Genomic DNA, 1412 nt, shown 5'->3' with positions numbered 1-1412 from the left:
GTCGAGCCAGCAGCGGTAGATCACGCGGATCCAGGCTCGGGCCAGCACGCGAATGGCGTGCGGATGGTCCTTGCCGGATGCGCGGGCCTGTTCGTAGATGTTCTTCGCCCAGGGGCTGGCGTGCCGGCTGTTGTCGGCGAAGGTGGTCATTGCCTGGCGGAAGCGCTTGTTGCAGGCCCAGCGGAAGTGGACCGCGCGATGCTTGCCGGACTCCTTGGTGACCGGTGTGCAACCGGCCAGCGCGGCGACGGCGTCGGCGTTCTCATAAGCTGGACGGCAGTCGCCCCACTCGGCGAGCATCTGGGCGGCGTTGATCTGACCCGACCTTGGCAGCGACGTGAAGATCTCGCCGTCCGGATGCTCCCCGAGGTGGGCGGCGCTGGAGCGATCGAGATCCTTGATGGCCGCGTTCAACGCCTTCAGCACGCCGACCATGGCCAGCACGGCATCGCGCAACGCCTCGCTCAGAGCATCCTCGACCGTCCCGGCCGGCGCGGAACGCAGCCGTTGCAGCAGCGCGGTAGCCGAGCGGCGACCCGAGTAGCCGTGCTTGACCATGAACGCCTGCATTCGTCGCTCGCCCAGGCGGGCCGCGGCCGCCGGGGTGGGGTAGCGGGTCAGAAACTCCAGGCTGATCGGCGATTCCACATCGGCGAACAGCGCCAGGGCGCCGGGCCAGTACGCGCTCAGCAGCGCCGACAGCTGATTGGTGGCCGCCACCCGGGCCTCGACCAGATCGCCCCGGGTGCGCACGACCGTCCGCACCGCCTTGGTGTGATCGGAGTACGGCGTGGCCACCCGCAACCGGCGCCGCCGAGCGCGCAGATAGTCAGCGATCACCTCCGCGTCCCCGAGGTCGTTCTTGGCCCCCGAGGGCACCTCGCTTTCGCGCCAGACCTTGATCGCGTTCGGCTTGACCGGGACCACCGGATGCCCTGCCTCCAGCAGCAGATCGACCAGGCGCCCGTTGGGCCGCTCGATCGCAATCGGGATCTGCCCGGCCGGTCCGTGAGCGGCCAGACGGCGGACCAGCAACGCGATCCCGTCCGCCGAATGCTCGATCACGAACCCCGACACCACCTCCCCCGCCTGGTCCATCACGCACACCGCATGCTCATCGACGGCCCAGTCGACTCCGACGAATACCAGCGCCTGGGGCAGCGCAAGCGACACGACAACTCCTCACAGTGGCAGCGACGACTCGGCGAGGAGGCTGACATCTGGGTGGTCACTAACCGGCGCTCTACGGCGCGTCCCTCTGTTGCCAGTTCACAGCCCCGGGGAAACCGGGGGCGGCGGTGTCATCGAGGCCCTTCACAGGCGACCGAACCAGGCCGTCACCCCGGCTCCCGCCGAGTCCCTTCCACAAGACCCTACGCGGGCCTCGCAGTAAGGATGGTGCCCTAGTGACC

1 protein-coding gene is annotated in these 1412 nt (G+C 68.9%); it reads right to left on the bottom strand.

Annotation, left to right across the window (positions count from 1 at the left end; genetic code table 11):
• Positions 1-1173, bottom strand: a 1173-nt coding sequence (locus tag IO39_RS43315; RefSeq protein WP_043637589.1) for an IS110 family RNA-guided transposase, incomplete at its 3' end; no start/stop codon positions are given.
• Positions 1174-1412 lie beyond the last annotated feature (239 nt).

Origin of the sequence: Nonomuraea candida (assembly GCF_000725485.1) — a bacterium.
Classification (GTDB): Bacteria; Actinomycetota; Actinomycetes; order Streptosporangiales; family Streptosporangiaceae; genus Nonomuraea; species Nonomuraea candida.
This window is presented reverse-complemented; position numbering and strand designations above follow the sequence as displayed.